The following is a 17,438-nucleotide window of genomic DNA, read 5'->3' on the forward strand; positions in this document are numbered from 1 at the left end:
ATCTTTCCTAAACAGAAAATAGACGTAAAGGTTATACATTCACAAGCTGAATCTGCTTTATGCCCTTTGTTTTAACACCATTTTCTCGCCAGCTGGAATTTACTTTTAATGCCCGCACCTCAAGGGGGGCAATGCAAACGCATCAGGCGCATTATCTGCGGTTGCACCATACTAAAGAGCCCCAGAAACAGGGGTGGGGAGAATGTTCTCCTTTGCCGGGTCTGAGCCCAGACTTTTCTCCAGCTTTCACTCAGAAGCTGCAACAGCTTTGTGGATACTTTAACAGTTTACAGATAGAGGAAATTGAAGACGACCGGAAAGGAAGTTATTGGCAATACCTGATAGAGTGGCCGTCTATATGTTTTGCCTGGGAAACAGCTTGGGTAGATTATTTCAGGGGAGCCAAGCGTATGCTTTATGACAACCCCTTTAGTAGATCAGAGCAAGGCATCAAAATAAACGGACTCATCTGGATGGGAGATGCCGCGTTTATGCGGGAACAGATTGAGCAGAAACTGAAGCAAGGCTTCAGTTGCCTTAAACTAAAGATTGGCGGTCTTAACTTTGAACAGGAATTAAACATTCTGGAAGAGGTAAGAAAAATTGCCGGTCCTGAAGAGTTGGAGGTGCGCCTGGATGCCAATGGTGCTTTCACACCCGAAGATGCTCTGAAGAAACTGGAACAGCTTGCCCGCTTCTCAATTCATTCTCTAGAGCAGCCAGTTAAGCCGGGGCAGCAAGATATTATGCAGCAAATTTGCGAAGAATCGCCAATTCCCATTGCATTAGATGAAGAACTGATAGGGGTAGTGAACCATGAAGACAAGTGGAAGTTGCTACGAACCCTACAGCCTGCCTATATTATTCTGAAGCCAACTTTATTAGGCGGTTTGATTTCCACGCGGGAGTGGATACAAGTAGCCGACACACTTCAGACCAAATGGTGGCTAACTTCTGCCTTAGAATCTAATATTGGTTTAAATGCCATTGCCCAGTTCTCGCAAGATTTTGACAACCCACTTCCACAGGGTTTAGGAACGGGGCAGCTGTACCGCAACAATTTGAAGTCGCCGCTGGAGGTAAGAGGGCAGGAGCTATGGTATAATGCAGATCAGGAGTGGGAGCTGCCAGAGTAGAGGGCTTTGATCGTATTGAATCTTTACAAGACCTATTAACTTGAGTACTTTATTGCTCTAATAACTGCTGCACTAATGCAGGAACGCCCACTGTCGCTTTTTCCTGAATGATAGTTAAATTTCTGCGGTGACTGACAGCAGGAGCATTCGGATCAATCAGATAAATAGGCGTGTCGTGCGGTGCATAAGACAAAAGCCCGGCAGCAGGGTATACCTGTAAAGAGGTTCCAATCACAAGTAGGTAATCGGCCGCCATAGTTTCATCTACCGCTTTATCAAAGAGGGGCACAGGTTCTCCGAACCACACAATGTTTGGGCGCAATTGTGATCCTTTATCACATACATCTCCCAGCTTCAATTCCCAGCTCTGCATTGGGTAAATAAGGTTTTCGTCTTTGGTGCTGCGGCTCTCAAATAATTTGCCGTGCAGGTGCAAAATATTAGAAGAGCCAGCACGCTCATGCAGGTTGTCTACGTTTTGAGTAATAATACGCACATCAAACTTTTGCTCCAGATCTGCCAAGGCCTTATGTGCTGCATTAGGCTCAACACCTAAAGCGCTTTTCCGACGTTGGTTGTAAAACTCCAGTACCAGTTCAGGGTTCTTTCTCCATCCTTGAGGCGAGGCTACCTCCATCACATCATGCCCCTCCCAAAGACCATTAGCATCACGAAAAGTAGCCAGCCCGCTTTCAGCACTAATGCCGGCACCTGTTAGAACTACAATTTTCTGCTTCATTACTTCTTGATGATAAGTGCTAGAAAAATATTTTAAAGGAGGTTCATTATACTTGTTAAAAAAATAACGCTTCTGTTTTAGGCCTTATTTAAGAAAAACAGGCCTAAAACAGAAGCGTTATGTAGACAGAGTAAAAGCCTTTTTTCTCAAGTCTTATATTCAGTGATTATCTGTTAAGATTTTTTCTTAGTGCCAGTACCTTTCTTTGCGGCTGTTTTCTTGGCCGGTGTCTTTTTTGCCGCCGCTGGCGTGTCTGCTGAGGCCGATTTTTTCTTGAAACCACCTCTGGCAGGTTTATCAGGAGTCTGCTCTGCCAGTTCCAGGCATCTTTCCAAAGTCAGCTCAGACGGCTCCTGACCTTTAGGAATCTTCACGTTCTTTTTACCTACTGCTATGTAAGGCCCGAATCTGCCGTTCAATACCGTTACCTCTGGGTTTTCAGGAAATGATTTTATAAGCTTTTCAGCGTCTGCTTTGCGTTTGGCTTCAATTATTTCAACGGCTTCCTGCTCTGTGACTAGCAGGGGATCTATCGTTTTGGGAAGTGAGTAAAATTTACTGTTATGTTGTATGTATGGCCCAAAACGCCCTATAGCGGCTTTCATGTCCTTGCCTTCATATTCACCCACCACTCTTGGTAACTTGAACAATTCCAAGGCTTGCTCTAAAGTGATAGACTCCAAAAACTGGCCTTTCCGTAGGCTCGCATAAACAGGCTTTTCTTCTGACTCCTCTACTTCTTCACCCAACTGTACATAGGGGCCAAAGCGTCCTAGTTTGGCTATTACTTTCTTACCGGTATTGGGGTCTGTACCTAGTTCACGGGCACCGCTGACCGATGACCGCTCTACATCAGCGGAGGCTTCAATGGTTTTATGAAAGCTTGAGTAGAAGGTTTCTAACATGCTATCCCACTGCTGCTTACCAGCTGCAATCTCATCAAATTCTTCTTCTACCTTGGCTGTGAAAGAATAATCAATCACGCTCTCGAAGTGTGCTACCAGAAAATCAGTAACCACCATGGCAATATCAGTGGGGAAGAGCTTTGCTTTCTCCGCGCCAGCCATTTCGGTTTTCTTCTGCGTAGAGATTTCTCCTTTCTCCAACGTCAGCACATGGTAGGGTCTTTCTTTTCCCTCTCTATTGTCTTTTTCTACGTAGCCTCTTTTTTGTATGGTAGAAATGGTAGGCGCATAGGTAGACGGTCTGCCTATGCCCATTTCTTCTAATTTCTTCACCAGGCTTGCCTCGGTATAACGTGGGGCAGGGCGGCTGTAACGCTCGGTTGCCTGCAGGCGCTGCATGTTGAGCGACTGGCCTTCCTGCAAAGGGGGCAACATCCCTTTCACATCATCATCGGCTATCTCTTCATCATCGGTAGATTCTGTATATACCTTCAGGAAGCCTTCGAATCGAACAACTTCCCCGGTAGCGACTAGTTTCTCCGGTTGCCCGCTTATGGAAATGGTGGCTGTGGTTTTCTCAATTTCGGCATCAGCCATCTGAGAGGCAATAGCTCGCTTGCGAATCAGATCATAGAGACGCTGTTCGTTACGGTCATCGCTCACCGTTACAGCGGCAAAATCTGTTGGCCTGATAGATTCGTGCGCTTCCTGGGCTTGTTTAGACTTTGTTTTGTACTGCCTGTTTTTTACATAATCTTGACCAAACGTGCGCTGAATTTCAGCCGCGGCAGCCTGCATGGCATCTTGTGACAAGTTCACAGAGTCAGTACGCATGTAAGAGATCTTACCAGCCTCGTAAAGCCGTTGCGCTACCGTCATGGTTTGGGCTACAGAGAAATACAGCTTGCGGCTGGCTTCCTGCTGCAGGGTAGAGGTAGTAAATGGCGGAGCTGGACTACGCTTAGTTGGCTTTTTCTCTAAGCTCTCTATTGAAAAAGAGGCGCCGATGCAACGTTTTAGAAAATTCTCGGCTTCCTCCTGCGTTTTGAAGCGGGTATTTAATTCCGCCTCCAATTTTTTACCGCCAGCATCAAAGTGCGCGGTAACTTTATAGGCAGATTCTGCCTTGTGCCGTTCAATTTCGCGCTCTCGCTCTACTACCAGCCTTACAGCAACAGACTGTACCCGTCCGGCAGAAAGACCCGTTTTAATTTTTTTCCAGAGCACCGGGCTTAACTCAAAACCTACCAAACGATCCAATACCCTTCGGGCTTGCTGCGCGTTCACCAGGTTCACATCTATAGTGCGCGGATGCTCAATGGCATTTAAAATGGCGTTTTTGGTAATTTCTCTGAATACAATACGCCTTGTTTTTGCTTCGTTTAAGTTTAAAGCCTCAGCCAAATGCCAGGAGATAGCCTCTCCCTCACGGTCCTCATCTGATGCTAACCAAACCGTTTCGGCTTCTTTGGCTAATTTTTTTAGTTGGCTTATGACTTCCCTTTTATCAGGGTTTATCACATAAGTAGGTTTGAAGCCATTTTGTATGTCAATTGCATTGTTGTCTTTAGGGAGGTCGCGCACGTGTCCAAAGCTTGACTTCACTACGAAATCTTTGCCTAAATAGTCTTCAATGGTCTTTGCTTTGGCCGGGGACTCTACTATCACTAAGTTTTTAATCATAGGGTAAAAGGAGTGGGCTGTACCCAAAGTTTTTTCAAAGATGACGTAATTTTTTGAGACAATGCAAATGAATGGAGGTTTGATCGTTGGTCATTTGCCATAAAAGAATATACCTTAGAGCTATAAAAAAGTTTAAAGCCTGCCTCTAAATGAAGAATCTACTATTGATGCGGCACGCTAATGCCGCCGAAAAATTAATTGGTCAGACAGATCATGACCGTGAGTTAACTTTACTGGGAGAAAGACATGCCGGTGAAGCTGGCATCTGGATGAAAAAGCATGAGCTGGTGCCTCAGCTGGTGCTTTGTAGTACCGCCGTTCGTACCCTTGCTACCTGCCATGAGGTACTGGAGAGCTTTGCAAAACCTGTTAAGGTGCAACACGAGAAGGTGATCTACAGCGGCTCAGAAACAGACATGTTACATCTGGTGCAGGATGTAGACGAGCAGGTAGACACACTACTATTAATAGGTCACAATCCTACCATCTCTATTTTAGGGTCACTGTTGGCAAATGAAGAAATTTCTTTTGAGCCTGCCAATGTAGCCCTCCTTCAGTTTCAGGCCGTAACTTGGGAAGAAGTGAAGAGTGGCCAAGGGAAGCTTACAAATTTTTACAGGGCCTAACTATATGTTTTTAAGCTAGTTTTCTGAAAACAAGCCAAAAACAAGCTTTTCTTATATTTATTAATTTGTAGATTAGCGAATCTGGAGATTCTAGAGGTGGTACAGATTTAAATTTTTAGCGGAGAGAAATGGTTGAATAGTAGCAGTTAGAATGGCTTCAAAAATTAGGTCCTGAAATCTCTGAAAAAAAATATACCATTTAGCGTAACCTATGGCAGCAACTATCGTATCGGTCATCAACCAAAAAGGGGGCACCGGCAAAACCACCACTACCATTAATTTGGGAAGTGCCCTTCAGCATTTGGGTAAACGCGTACTGTTGATCGATCTTGACCCTCAAGCCAACTTATCTTACTCTCTTGGAATAACGGAACCAGCCTGCACTCTCGCTGATGTATTTACCGGACAGCACTCACTGGCGGAATGCATACAAGAGCGCAACGGCCTTTTTGTGGCCCCAGGTTCAAATGAGTTGGTAGATATAGAGATTTCTCTGGTTAGCCAGGAAGAAAGAGAAAAGTTTCTGCAGCAGATGTTAAGCGGGGCAAAAGGCTACGACTATATATTAATAGATTGTCCTCCTTCCTTGTCATTGCTTACGGTTAATGCCTTGGCTGCCTCACATGAAGTGCTGATTCCGCTTCAAATGGAAGTGCTGACATTACAGGGCTTAGGTCAAATTCTGAATACCGTTCAACAGATCAAAGGTACGTTGAACAAAAAGTTGAAGGTGAAAGGAATAGTGGTGGTAATGTATGACAAACGCCGGAAGCTTAGCTCAGAGATAGAAGATTATTTGAAAGAGAATATAGACGAGTATATCTTTCAGCAGCGCATTAGGTTAAACGTGAAGCTCGCAGAGGCGCCTTCTTTTGGGAAAAGTGTCATTGAATATGACGCTTCCTCTTATGGCGCAAAAGACTACATTGGTCTGGCCAAAGAATTTATAACTGTAAAATAAAGACAGTTTGCAGTTTCAAAACTTTAAAAATTGTTGCGAAACCTTTTAGCAAGTTGGCTTGGTTAATACTAGCATGTTTAGCATTTATTTGCTTTAACAATAAGAAAATAACGCTCTTCAATCATAGATAAGATGGCTTTAGGTAAAAACTTAAAACTGAACAAGGACAAACTGATTGGGAAAACCGAGCCAGGAAATACTCCTGACCCTGCTCCAGAGGCTGCTAAACCAACCCCAGCAGCTCCAGAAATGCAGGCGAACGATGCTCCCGAGCAGCCAGTGAAGACAGAGGCGTCCACAGAGCCAACCCCAGGATCAAAAGTACGGCCTGGAGGAAAAGCCATGGAAAAAGGATCTGGCAGAGTTGTCAAGACATTGCTAAGCCCAGACAACGACAATGACAATGCCAGAAAAAGCAACACCCCCCGTGATTCTTCCAGAATGCAGAGCTCTGACTATATAAATGATCAGTTGAACCGGGTGCTGTATGCACTTGACGCATTCAAAAAAGGAGACGTTTCGGTTCGTTTAACCAAGCAGAACAACGACATCTTCTCAGAAATAGCCGAAGCCTACAACTCCATGGTGGAGATGATTGGTGGTGTGGGGGGCGAGGTGTCTCGTATCTCAAAAGTAGCTGGGGTTGAGGGTAACTTGAAAGCCCGTGCCTCTGCTGAGAACGCTTCCGGTTTCTGGAAAGACATGATCAACAATATCAATGGTCTGGTAGACTCCATAGCCGTTCCGGTATTGGAGGTGGGCAAGGTATTGAAGAATATCTCCAGAGGTAACCTGGACGAGACATTCCAGATTCCGGTGTCTGGTGACTTCAAGATCATGGCCGAGACCATTAACCGCACCATTGACAACCTAAACTTGTTTGCCGGTGAGGTAACCCGTGTTGCCTTGGAAGTGGGTACTGAAGGTAAACTGGGCGGACAGGCAAGTGTACCTAACGTAGCTGGTATCTGGAAAGAGCTGACAGATAATGTGAACGCGATGGCGTCTAACCTGACTTCTCAGGTACGTGACATTGCAAAAGTAACGACGGCGGTAGCCCAGGGTAATCTTGACCAGAAAGTAACCGCTGACCTGAAAGGGGAAATGCTCCAACTGAAGGAGAACATCAACCAAATGGTTGACTCTCTGAATATCTTCGGTGACGAGGTTACCAGAGTGGCCCGTGAAGTGGGTACTGAGGGTAAACTGGGCGGCCAAGCAAAAGTACCAAACGTTGGTGGTGTATGGAAAGACCTTACCGATAACGTGAACACCATGGCCAGCAACCTTACCTCTCAGCTCCGTGACATTGCCAATGTGGCAACGGCGGTGGCGAAAGGTGATCTGACCCAGAAAATCACAGTAAACGTGCGTGGAGAGCTGGCCGAGCTGAAAGACAACCTGAACCAGATGGTGGACTCGCTCAATATTTTTGCGGACGAGGTAACCAGAGTGGGTCGTGAAGTGGGTACCGAGGGTATTCTTGGTGGTCAGGCCAACGTGCCAAAGGTAGCCGGTATCTGGAAAGAGTTGACAGACAATGTAAACTCCATGGCTTCTAATCTAACCCTGCAAGTGCGTGACATTGCTAATGTTGCAACTGCGGTGGCGAGAGGAGATTTGAGCCAGAAGATTACAGTAAACGTGAACGGTGAGCTTCTCCAGCTGAAGGATTCCTTGAACCAGATGGTGGACTCCCTGAACATCTTCGCCGGTGAGGTAACCCGTGTGGCTCTTGAGGTAGGTACCGAAGGTAAACTGGGCGGACAGGCAACTGTGCCTAACGTAGGGGGTGTTTGGAAAGACCTTACTGACAACGTAAATAACATGGCGTCTAACCTGACGCTGCAAGTACGTGACATCGCCAACGTGGCGACTGCTGTTGCCCGTGGTGACCTGAGCCAGAAGATCACGGTGAACGTAAACGGAGAGCTGGCGGAGCTGAAGGACAACCTGAACCAGATGGTGGACTCGCTCAATATCTTCGCCGGTGAGGTAACCAGAGTGGCCCGTGAAGTGGGTACCGAGGGTAAGCTAGGTGGTCAGGCCAACGTGCCTAATGTTGCCGGTGTATGGAAAGACCTCACTGACAACGTAAACAACATGGCTAGCAACCTGACGCTGCAAGTGCGTGACATCGCAAACGTAGCAACAGCGGTAGCCTTGGGTGACCTGAGCCAGAAGATTACTGTTAATGTGAAAGGCGAGCTGGCAGAGCTGAAGGACAACCTGAACCAGATGGTGGATTCGCTCAACATCTTCGCCGGTGAGGTAACCCGTGTGGCCTTGGAAGTAGGTACCGAGGGTAAATTGGGCGGACAGGCAACCGTGCCTAATGTGGCCGGAACCTGGAAAGCTCTGACAGACAATGTAAACTCCATGGCGTCTAACCTGACGCTGCAAGTAAGAGATATAGCCAACGTGGCTACTGCGGTTGCCCGTGGTGACCTGAGCCAGAAGATCACGGTGAATGTGAACGGAGAGCTGGCCGAGCTGAAGGACAACCTGAACCAGATGGTGGACTCCCTGAACATTTTCGCAGGTGAGGTAACCAGAGTGGCCCGTGAAGTGGGTACCGAGGGTAAACTGGGCGGACAAGCCAACGTGCCGAATGTAGCCGGTACCTGGAAAGCATTGACCGACAATGTAAACTCCATGGCCAGCAATTTGACCTCTCAGGTACGTGATATCGCTAATGTTGCGACCGCTGTAGCGAGAGGTGATTTGAGCCAGAAGATTACAGTTGATGTTAAAGGTGAACTCCTCCAGTTAAAGGACAACCTGAACCAGATGGTGGACTCACTGAACATCTTCGCAGGTGAGGTAACCCGTGTGGCGCGTGAAGTGGGTACCGAGGGAATCTTAGGTGGTCAAGCCAATGTGCCAAACGTAGGTGGGGTTTGGAAAGACCTTACCGACAACGTAAACAATATGGCTGGTAATTTAACTAGCCAGGTTCGTGACATTGCCAACGTGGCTACTGCGGTAGCAAGAGGTGACCTAAGCCAAAAAATCACAGTAGATGTAAAAGGCGAATTAGCCGAGCTGAAGAATAACCTTAACCAAATGGTGGACTCACTGAATATCTTCGCTGACGAGGTAACTCGGGTAGCGAGAGAAGTGGGTACCGAAGGTAAATTAGGTGGTCAGGCTAGTGTACCAAAAGTACGTGGTACCTGGAAAGAACTCACAGACAATGTGAACTCCATGGCGTCTAACCTGACCCTGCAAGTACGTGACATTGCTAACGTAGCAACTGCGGTAGCGAAAGGTGACCTTACTCAGAAAATTACGGTTGATGTAAAAGGAGAGCTCTTAGAGCTGAAAAACATCCTGAACCAGATGGTGGACTCTCTGAACATCTTCGCCGGAGAGGTAACCAGAGTTGCGCTAGAGGTGGGTACCGAGGGTAAATTGGGCGGACAGGCAACTGTGCCTAATGTGGCTGGTACCTGGAAGACCCTTACGGACAATGTGAACTCTATGGCCTCTAACCTTACCAGCCAAGTGCGTGACATTGCTAACGTAGCAACCGCAGTGGCAAAAGGAGATTTGAGCCAGAAGATGACAGTAAATGTAAAGGGAGAAATCCTGCAACTGAAAGACATCCTGAACCAGATGGTGGACTCGCTGAACATCTTCGCCGGTGAGGTAACTCGTGTGGCGCTAGAGGTGGGTACAGAGGGTAAACTGGGCGGTCAGGCGACTGTGCCTAACGTAGGGGGTGTTTGGAAAGCATTGACTGACAATGTAAACACCATGGCGTCTAACCTTACGCTGCAAGTACGGGATATAGCTAATGTGGCGACCGCCGTGGCGAAAGGTGACTTAAGCCAGAAAATCACTGTGAATGTGCGTGGTGAGCTGGCTGAGCTGAAAGACAACCTGAACCAGATGGTGGACTCGCTGAACATCTTCGCAGGTGAGGTAACCCGTGTGGCGCTAGAGGTGGGTACCGAAGGTAAATTAGGTGGTCAGGCATCTGTACCAAATGTAGCTGGTGTCTGGAAAGACCTTACTGATAATGTAAACGTAATGGCCTCAAACCTGACCACTCAGGTAAGGGGAATCGTGAAAGTAGTAACGGCGGTATCTAAAGGTGACTTAACCCAGAAACTGACCTTACAAGCAAAAGGCGAGCTAGCCGATCTGGCAGACACCATCAACAGCATGGTGGAAGACCTAAACCGCTTAGCTGGTGAAGTTAGCCGTGTGGCAAGAGTAGCGGGTGTGGAAGGAAAACTGACTGAGCGTGCTACAGTACATGGTGTAAGCGGAAGCTGGAAAGAACTGGTAGATACCCTTAATGACCTTCTAGAATCAATTGTAACGCCGGTACTTGAGGTGTCTCGTGTTGTGCGCTCAATCTCTGAGGGTGATCTTACTCAAAAAGTAGAAATTCATACCGCCGGTGATATTCTGTCCATGTCAAATGCCTTGAACTTGGCGGTAGATAACCTGAACGCGCTTTTGGGAGAAATCAACGACAGTTCACTTATTGTAGGAAGCTCTTCTGAAGAAATGGCAGCCAAAGGGTTAGAGATGAACCGCGTTACGGTTGATGTGGCCTTAGCTATGCAACAGATGGCAGAGGGTGCGCAAAACCAAGCGTTGAAAACCGACCAAGCCTTTAAGCTTATTGAGGAAATCATGAAAGCTACAAAGGAAACAGCCAATAAAGCAGACGTGGTGAACCGTTCGGCGGTAATGGGTGAGGAAACTTCCCAGCTGGGTCTAAAGACAGTGGCCGAGGTGGTGCGCAACATGGAAGAAATTTCATCTTCTGCGGCTCTTACCTCCAAAACCATTGAAGTACTAAGTACCCGCAGCCAGGAAATTTCTAAATCATTGGGTGTAATTACTGATATAGCCTCACAAACTAACTTGCTTGCGTTAAATGCGGCTATTGAGGCGGCCCGTGCCGGAGAGGCAGGGCGTGGTTTCGCGGTAGTTGCCGAGGAAATCAGAAAACTGGCGGAAGGATCTAGAAAATCAGCCAGTGAGATTGCTACGCTGGTAGAAGATGTGAAAAAAGATACGTCGTCTGCCGCCGCTGCGATTGCCACCATGGAAGGACGGGTTTTAAAAGGAAAGAACGCAACATTCGAAGCCTCAGGAGCCTTCAAAAACATTGCTACTTCCAGCGGTGAAACACTTCGCAGTGCTCAGGACATCTTAGAGTCTACCGAAGTACAGAAAACTTCAATTGGAGACGTAGTGAAATATGTGGAAGAAGTGGTTGCCATTGCCGAGCAAACGGCTTCTGGTACGCAACAGGTAGCAAGTACAGCTAAACAGCTGTCAGCATCCATGCAAGAACTGACTACTTCGAGCCAACGCCTAAACGATATCGCCGACGACTTGCAAGTAGGTATTTCTGCCTTTAAGCTGATCAATGGGAACATTGTTTTCCCGAATAGCAACGCCCGGAAACTGTCACCGATACGCAAGAAGCCAGTTTCTTTAGAATCGGCGGACGAAGTGTCAAATGAAGAGCAGGTTAAAAGAACTACACCAAAAAAAACTAAGAGCAAAGGCCAGGAATAATGGAACCACAGAACGCACGAGAAAAAAGGGATGCGGCGGTTGAGGCTAGAGTGCACCTGATTGTGTTTAGGTTAGGCGAGGAGGAATACGGTGTACGCATAGATCAGGTAAAGGAAGTGACCATTACCCCTGAAATCACCCGTATGCCTAAAACTCCCTCCTTCATAAAAGGAGTATCTAACATCAGAGGTGACATTATAGCCATCATGGATCTGGAAGAGCGCTTTAATATAACCAGCGCAGCCAGAGACAGCAGGCACACCTATACACTGGTGATGGAAGCCAAGGATTATACAATGGGCTTTATAGTGAAAGAAGTACCGCAATCATTGTCTCTGCCCTTATCTAGCTTAGACAAAGCGCCTTCTTTTGTACAAGACTTCAACATCAGTGAGAATTTCATTGAGGGCATTGGTAAATATGAAAACCGGCTAATCATAGTGTTAGATATTTTCAAAATTTTGACCTCAGATGAGATCATGGAATTGAAATCATAGTGCTAACATCTGAACTGAACTATTATGGAAATCACAGAGAAAAAAAGAATATTGATTGTAGATGATTCCTTCTACATGCGCACTATGTTAAAGAACATGCTGTTAGATGCAGGGTATGATGTGGTGGGCGAGGCGCCAGACGGAAAAACCGCCTTACAAATGGCGAAGGAAAAAATTCCGGATCTGGTGACGCTTGATGTTATTCTGCCAGACAACACCGGGCTTGATGTTCTGAAGGGAATCAAACAAGACAATCCAGACATTAAGGTGGTAATTGTAAGCGCAGTAGGCCAGGAGGTGATCATGAATGAAGCTTCAGAGTATGGTGCCCTGAACTACATCATCAAACCATTTTCTGAAGACAAAGTGCTGGAGGCACTAAATCAGGCCTTCAAAGAAGATTAACAAGAAACCAAAGTACCTTTCTTACCAGTGCAGCAAGCGCAAAAAACAAAATTCAGGGTTTTAATAGGGGATACCTCTGTCCGCTCCAGAATGGTTTTGTCCGGCATGATTGATGCCGAGCCAAATCTGGAGGTGGTAGATACTGCCCAAACAAAGGAGGAACTGCTGTATAAAGCATTCGCTTCCCGCCCAGATATTATTGTCACCCACACCGGTCTGACCTCAAGCGGCAATATGCCAGCTTTCAAACCAGTGTATTGGGCAGACGCTGCTTTGTTGCTAATGGTATCACAGGAAATGTCTGCTCTGTCGAATCCACTGAACAGACATATGAAAGTGGTGAAGCCGGAGCAGGATAAAGTTGTGAAAGATAAGAATGCTGTTTTCAGATTGGCTGCTTCAGGGCTGTTGCTAAAACTGAAAGAGCTAGTGCAGAAACATACTTCACTAAGCTACCAATTTCCGTTGAATAAGCCTACAGTTTCAGATTTCTTTACGCGGCCCCAATCATCTTTACCTTCACCTGATGTCGACAACCATTCATCATTATGTGTGGTGGCGGTGGGAGCTTCTACAGGAGGGTCAACCGCTATTGAATACCTTATTAGAGATTTGCAGGTAAGTAAACCAACCGTGGTGCTGGTGGCAGTGCATATGCCAGAGAAATTCACGAAGCTTTTAGCAAAACGTCTGCAAAAGGCAACCAATTGGCAGGTGGTAGAAGGTTATCAGGGTATGGAGTTGAAGGCAGGCACTGTGGTCATTGCCCCGGGCGGAACTAACACACGTGTTCAAAAGAGACCTTTTTACCCATACCAACTATTTCTAGAGCTAGAACTGGCCACCGCCCTTGACACTCCGTCTGTTGACATTCTATTTGAAAGTGTAGCAGATTGTGTTAAGCACAATGCATTGGGCATTATATTAACAGGTATGGGAAGTGATGGTACGGCCGGAGCTGTTGAAATAAGAAAAAACGGGGGAGTAGTCATTGCCCAAGACAGAGAGACCTCATCTATATTCGGCATGGCTAAGTCTGCCATTGATAGTGGAGCTGTAAGCGGAGTTTTTGCTTTAGGGCAGATTAATTCAATCATCCAGAGGTTTGTTGAAGACCGTAACCAGAGCCAGTTGCTCCAAACCTACGTGGCCGGATGAAGTCGAGAGAGCAGGAATACAAAGAAATATTCGTAGCCGAGGCGCTTGAGTATTATGATGCTCTCAGCAGGCACATCAGTGAGCTGGAGAAGACCCCGGAAGATGAGCAGATCTTGGCTGAAATCTTTCGTCTGTTGCATAACCTGAAGGCGAATGCAAAAGCAATAGGTTATCTGGTGATTGCGGATGTTTCTCACAAGCTGGAGACGGCTTTTGGCATGATCCGCAACAAAGAGCTTAGCTTCTCAGATGAAGTGGTTACCGTTCTCTTTGACGGTATTGACATGCTGGGCGAATTGATTTCAAATGTGGATGGTGCCAAAGAGATAGAGCCTAGTCCTGCTTTGCTCCGGAACCTCGACATCATCATCAATACACAAACAGATAATAATACAGAACTCAACAAAGTTCAGAAATACTATACCTCAAAAAATCTTTCGCTTTCCGATCTGATTTATATCCAGATTAAAAAGCTGGATCATTTGTTAAACTTGGTTGGGGAGTTGATCATTGATAGAGACCGCATAGTATCTATAAGTAAGGAACTGGACAATGACGACCTGAAAAACGTTAGTGCCCACTTATACCGTATAACGGAAGAACTGCAATACAGCGTCATGGATGCCCGCTTGGTGAACGTGGGTTCTCTGTTCAATAAATTCCCCCGCATTGTCAGAGATATAGCCGTTGCCGAGAAAAAAGAAATTAATCTTGAAATATCTGGTCAAGACATTCAGATTGACCGGAATATTCTTCAGATTATCACTGACTCTTTGCTTCACTTAATGCGGAATGCTATTTCTCACGGAATTGAGAAAGCTGACGTTAGAAAGAAGAATAAGAAAACACCACAAGGAAACATTGAGCTGTCAGCCCAGAACGACCGTGATACTGTAATTCTAAGGCTGAAAGATGACGGCAAGGGAATAGATCAGCAGGAGGTACGTAAAGCCATTGTGCAGAAAGGCTTTCTAAACGCCGATGCTGTAAGCGATCTCCGAGACACAGAGGTTCTGTCGTTCTTGTTTGAACCAGGATTTTCGTTGGCCAAGGAAGTAACAGAGGTATCTGGTCGCGGAGTGGGCTTAGACGTGGTAAAGAATGCCATTGACTCAATTGGCGGTAGAATTAAAGTAGATTCTAAGAAAGGTGTAGGCACTACGTTTACTCTTTATCTGCCTACTTCTATTGCTGTAAAAGGAGCTTTGCTGTGCCAGGTAGAAGAAAATTTCTATGCTATTCCGCTCATGCACACAGATTCTGTGTTGTCTTTGCCTACAGAAAAACTGCATGAAGTGGGTAACCTGCTGGTAACAGACATCAAAGGAGAAACCATTACCGTTGTGCACATGCGGGAGCTCTTCAATAATGATTTAGATACCTACAATGGTACTAAAACAGCGTTGGAGGGAGACGTGCAGAACATCATTATAGTAACTTACAACAACCGTAAACTGGGTTTGATAGTTGACAAGCTGCTTCGGCAGCAAGACATAGTGATCAAGTCGCTCAGCAGACCGGTGAACACCATTGATATTTACGCGGGGGTAACGCTTTTAGGGTCAGGCAAGGTTTGTCTGGTACTGGATGTGGCAGCCATTACTCGCTACTTTATTGCCAGAAGATAAGAGAAGTTGGGAAAAAAGAACTTTTAAAAGCCTGATTCATGGAGCTTCAAGTAAATGAACTAGAGCGGGATATCATCAAGGAGATCCTCAACATTGGCCTGGCGCGCGCTGCAGATTCTTTTGCAGTGATAGCCAAAGACCGTGTTATGCTGAAAGTGCCTGACTTGCAATTAATGGAGCCCGAAAAGCTTTTGGACATTGTGCGGGCGTATGAAAATTCGCACACTATCATTCAGTCCGACATAAAAGGCGAATTGAATGGCTCTACGTTGATGCTGTTTTCTCCAATGCATGTGCAGCAGTTATCAAATGTGTGCTTGGGTATGAAGGTTGAGTTAGGCGATTCGCTTAACATGATGCAGGAGTCTTTGTTGCTGGAAGTAAGCAATATCATAACCGGGGCATTGGTGACGCAGCTGGCAAATATTCTAAAATCAAACATATACGGCTCACCTCCGGTAGCGCCTAAGCACGATATTGCCGAATCTTTGAAGAGTATATTCACAGAACACCCTCTTTTTAAACCGTTGGTGTTTACTGTTATCACTCAGTTTACCAATAATTCTAAAATGGTGGAGTTGCCTTTGCTTCTTTTCTTTGACACCAACACCTTTATCAAAATTCTGGACATTATCAGGTCTTACAATTTCCTGACCCAGTAGAAAACTTCACCTGAAGTTCCCATAAATACAGCAGAAAGGAGTCGCTAAAAGCGGCTCCTTTCTGTTTGTGTCACAACCCACTACAATTGTTTTAGGCCTGCTTTTCATAAAACAAGCCTAAAACACCACCTGCTTCTTATTTTCCAATACAGTATCTTTTTTGTTGTTTTGTGCGTCTGTTAGAATAACCTCCTTTAAAAAATATTTATGAACGCCTTAGGAAGACACATACTGGTTGAATTTTACAATTGCACACCAGAGCTGATGAATGACGTGGTACACATTGAGAATAGCATGGTGAGTGCCGCTGAAACGGCTGGTGCTACAGTGATCAACAGTACCTTTCATCATTTTTCTCCTTATGGCGTTTCTGGGGTGGTGGTAATTCAGGAGAGTCACTTGGCTATTCATACCTGGCCTGAATACGGATATGCGGCGGTAGACTTATTTACCTGTGGTGAATCAGTAGATCCTTGGGTGTCATACAACTACCTGAAAGAAGCCTTTAAAGCTAGCCACGGTTCCTCTATGGAGTGCCGCAGAGGCCAGCAGAGTCTTCTGAAGCGTACAGATTTTACCGTAGAGGCTCGTGATACTGGACAGTCAATAGAAACCTTGCCTACCTTCACCCGCGATGTTTGGTTTACCGAGCGTGACGAAAACATTGCCCTCTCGCTGAAGCACACCGGAAAGCAACTATACAAGAAGCAATCGGATTATCAACGGGTAGAAGTATTTGAAACGCTGGCGTACGGCAATATGCTTACGCTAGATGGCATGGTCATGTGTACGCAGAAAGATGAATACGTGTATCACGAGATGATCACTCACGTACCCGTGCTCAGTCATGGTAACGTGAGGCGAGCGCTGGTTATTGGGGGCGGAGACGGAGGCACTGTTCGGGAGCTGTTGCGTCATGAATCTATTGAAGAAGTGGTATTGGTAGAGATAGACGCCTTAGTTATTGAAGCCTGTAAGCTTCACTTGCCAGAAACGGCCAGTGCCTTTGATCACCCAAGGCTAAAGCTGTTAGTGGAAGATGGTATAAAATATATTCAACAATGCGCTGATGAGGCCTTTGATTTGATAATTGTTGATTCAGCTGATCCGGTAGGACCAGGGGAAGGATTGTTTACAGCTGAATTTTATTCTCAGGTGTACCGCTGCCTGACAGGCAATGGCATCATGATCACCCAAAGTGAATCTCCCAGATTTAACACCAAGGTGTTTGTAGAAATTTACGACACCTATAGAGGAATCTTCGGAGCGAACAATGTACATTGCTATCTGGCCGCAATTCCTACCTACCCAACCGGCACCTGGAGCTTCTCCTTTAGCTCCAAAGGGCAGGCACACCCAAAGCAGTTTGATGCCGAGGCTGCTGCCCGTTTCTCCCGCGAACAAGGTCTTCGTTATTATAATGAGGAAATTCATATTGCGGCCTTTGCCTTACCTAATTATGTTAAAGATTTACTGGCTGTTAAAGCGTAA

Annotated in this window: 12 protein-coding genes; 10 read left to right on the forward strand and 2 right to left on the reverse strand. The window is 46.1% G+C overall.

Annotation, left to right across the window (positions count from 1 at the left end; translation table 11 throughout):
• The first annotated feature begins 59 nt into the window (after positions 1 to 59).
• Positions 60 to 1,136, forward strand: coding sequence for an o-succinylbenzoate synthase (locus A8O23_RS10370; protein WP_066620646.1), 1,077 nt, complete (start codon positions 60 to 62; stop codon positions 1,134 to 1,136).
• 49 nt (positions 1,137 to 1,185) lie between these two features.
• Here A8O23_RS10370 and A8O23_RS10375 read toward each other — a convergent pair whose 3' ends face one another.
• Both A8O23_RS10375 and topA read right to left on the reverse strand, forming a co-directional pair.
• On the reverse strand, positions 1,186 to 1,875 hold the full coding sequence (locus tag A8O23_RS10375; protein WP_066620647.1) for an SIR2 family NAD-dependent protein deacylase: 690 nt from the start codon (positions 1,873 to 1,875) through the stop codon (positions 1,186 to 1,188).
• Between the two features lie 173 nt (positions 1,876 to 2,048).
• The gene (gene topA / locus A8O23_RS10380; protein WP_066620648.1) at positions 2,049 to 4,463 is read right to left on the reverse strand and encodes a type I DNA topoisomerase; all 2,415 of its coding nucleotides are present in this window, start codon (positions 4,461 to 4,463) and stop codon (positions 2,049 to 2,051) included.
• Between the two features lie 149 nt (positions 4,464 to 4,612).
• On the opposite strand from topA, the gene A8O23_RS10385 reads away from it, so the two are divergent.
• The 9 genes from A8O23_RS10385 (at position 4,613) to speE (ending at position 17,438) form a co-directional block, all read left to right on the forward strand.
• Positions 4,613 to 5,089 (forward strand): SixA phosphatase family protein, encoded by a 477-nt coding sequence (locus A8O23_RS10385; protein WP_082882993.1) that lies wholly within the window; start codon positions 4,613 to 4,615, stop codon positions 5,087 to 5,089.
• 211 nt (positions 5,090 to 5,300) lie between these two features.
• Positions 5,301 to 6,050: a ParA family protein gene (locus A8O23_RS10390; protein WP_066620653.1), complete on the forward strand. Its 750-nt coding sequence runs from the start codon at positions 5,301 to 5,303 to the stop codon at positions 6,048 to 6,050.
• Positions 6,051 to 6,182: 132 nt separating this feature from the next.
• Positions 6,183 to 11,597 carry a HAMP domain-containing protein gene (locus A8O23_RS10395; RefSeq protein ID WP_204377687.1) on the forward strand — a complete coding sequence of 1,805 codons (5,415 nt, stop codon included), beginning with the start codon at positions 6,183 to 6,185 and terminating at the stop codon, positions 11,595 to 11,597.
• The gene (locus tag A8O23_RS10400) at positions 11,597 to 12,094 is read left to right on the forward strand and encodes a chemotaxis protein CheW (RefSeq protein ID WP_066620656.1); all 498 of its coding nucleotides are present in this window, start codon (positions 11,597 to 11,599) and stop codon (positions 12,092 to 12,094) included. The genes A8O23_RS10395 and A8O23_RS10400 overlap by 1 nt, the downstream gene beginning before the upstream one ends.
• A gap of 24 nt (positions 12,095 to 12,118) precedes the next feature.
• Positions 12,119 to 12,499, forward strand: coding sequence for a response regulator (locus tag A8O23_RS10405; protein WP_066620659.1), 381 nt, complete (start codon positions 12,119 to 12,121; stop codon positions 12,497 to 12,499).
• Between the two features lie 27 nt (positions 12,500 to 12,526).
• On the forward strand, positions 12,527 to 13,657 hold the full coding sequence (locus tag A8O23_RS10410; RefSeq protein WP_153042158.1) for a chemotaxis protein CheB: 1,131 nt from the start codon (positions 12,527 to 12,529) through the stop codon (positions 13,655 to 13,657).
• Complete coding sequence (locus A8O23_RS10415; RefSeq protein ID WP_066620662.1) at positions 13,654 to 15,285, forward strand: chemotaxis protein CheA; 1,632 nt, start codon at positions 13,654 to 13,656, stop codon at positions 15,283 to 15,285. The genes A8O23_RS10410 and A8O23_RS10415 overlap by 4 nt, the downstream gene beginning before the upstream one ends.
• 38 nt (positions 15,286 to 15,323) lie before the next feature.
• On the forward strand, positions 15,324 to 15,947 hold the full coding sequence (locus A8O23_RS10420; RefSeq protein ID WP_066620665.1) for a chemotaxis protein CheC: 624 nt from the start codon (positions 15,324 to 15,326) through the stop codon (positions 15,945 to 15,947).
• 207 nt (positions 15,948 to 16,154) lie between these two features.
• A complete protein-coding gene (gene speE, locus A8O23_RS10425) occupies positions 16,155 to 17,438 on the forward strand; it encodes a polyamine aminopropyltransferase (protein ID WP_066620668.1) in 1,284 nt (427 codons plus the stop codon).

Source organism: Rufibacter roseus (assembly GCF_001647285.1).
Taxonomy (GTDB): Bacteria; Bacteroidota; Bacteroidia; order Cytophagales; family Hymenobacteraceae; genus Nibribacter; species Nibribacter roseus.

Bases quoted from the DNA above. Each gene is read 5' to 3' on its own strand.
- A8O23_RS10370 (WP_066620646.1), top strand. From the start codon at position 60: ATGCCCTTTGTTTTAACACCATTTTCTCGCCAGCTGGAATTTACTTTT.
- A8O23_RS10375 (WP_066620647.1), bottom strand. From the start codon at position 1,875: ATGAAGCAGAAAATTGTAGTTCTAACAGGTGCCGGCATTAGTGCTGAA.
- topA (WP_066620648.1), bottom strand. From the start codon at position 4,463: ATGATTAAAAACTTAGTGATAGTAGAGTCCCCGGCCAAAGCAAAGACC.
- A8O23_RS10385 (WP_082882993.1), top strand. From the start codon at position 4,613: ATGAAGAATCTACTATTGATGCGGCACGCTAATGCCGCCGAAAAATTA.
- A8O23_RS10390 (WP_066620653.1), top strand. From the start codon at position 5,301: ATGGCAGCAACTATCGTATCGGTCATCAACCAAAAAGGGGGCACCGGC.
- A8O23_RS10395 (WP_204377687.1), top strand. From the start codon at position 6,183: ATGGCTTTAGGTAAAAACTTAAAACTGAACAAGGACAAACTGATTGGG.
- A8O23_RS10400 (WP_066620656.1), top strand. From the start codon at position 11,597: ATGGAACCACAGAACGCACGAGAAAAAAGGGATGCGGCGGTTGAGGCT.
- A8O23_RS10405 (WP_066620659.1), top strand. From the start codon at position 12,119: ATGGAAATCACAGAGAAAAAAAGAATATTGATTGTAGATGATTCCTTC.
- A8O23_RS10415 (WP_066620662.1), top strand. From the start codon at position 13,654: ATGAAGTCGAGAGAGCAGGAATACAAAGAAATATTCGTAGCCGAGGCG.
- A8O23_RS10420 (WP_066620665.1), top strand. From the start codon at position 15,324: ATGGAGCTTCAAGTAAATGAACTAGAGCGGGATATCATCAAGGAGATC.
- speE (WP_066620668.1), top strand. From the start codon at position 16,155: ATGAACGCCTTAGGAAGACACATACTGGTTGAATTTTACAATTGCACA.